The 418-nt window shown below is 69.9% G+C and carries 1 protein-coding gene; it reads left to right on the top strand.

Annotation, left to right across the window (positions count from 1 at the left end; all coding sequences use genetic code 11):
* Positions 1-418, top strand: a 418-nt coding sequence (locus D180_RS16615) for a methyl-accepting chemotaxis protein (RefSeq protein WP_017913681.1), incomplete at both ends; no start/stop codon positions are given.

The following is a 418-nucleotide window of genomic DNA, read 5'->3' as shown; positions in this document are numbered from 1 at the left end:
AGCGCTCGGCCAACGCCGCCAAGGAGATCAAGACCTTGATCGACGACTCGGTCGGCCGTGTCGCCACCGGCTCGGCGCTGGTCGATCAGGCGGGCCGCACCATGAGCGAGATCGTGGCCTCGGTGCAGCGTGTCACCGACATCATGGGCGAGATCTCGGCCGCCTCGCAGGAGCAGTCCGCCGGCATCGAGCAGGTCAACCAGACCGTCACCCAGATGGACGAGACCACCCAGCAGAATGCCGCGCTGGTCGAAGAAGCCACCGCCGCCGCGCGTTCGATGGAAGAACAGGCGGTGCAGCTCAGCGATGCAGTCGCGCTGTTCAAGATCGACCGTGTCGCCACGATCGCGCCGCCGGCCGCGGTCCGCGCGGCACCGGCGAAGCCGGCGGCGCGGGTTGCGAGCAAGGCCGGCGCGGC

Origin of the sequence: Xanthomonas sp. SHU 166 (assembly GCF_000364685.1) — a bacterium.
Lineage (GTDB): Bacteria > Pseudomonadota > Gammaproteobacteria > Xanthomonadales > Xanthomonadaceae > Xanthomonas_A > Xanthomonas_A sontii.
The sequence above is the reverse complement of the archived record's forward strand: the minus strand, read 5'-3'. Positions and strand labels throughout refer to the sequence as shown.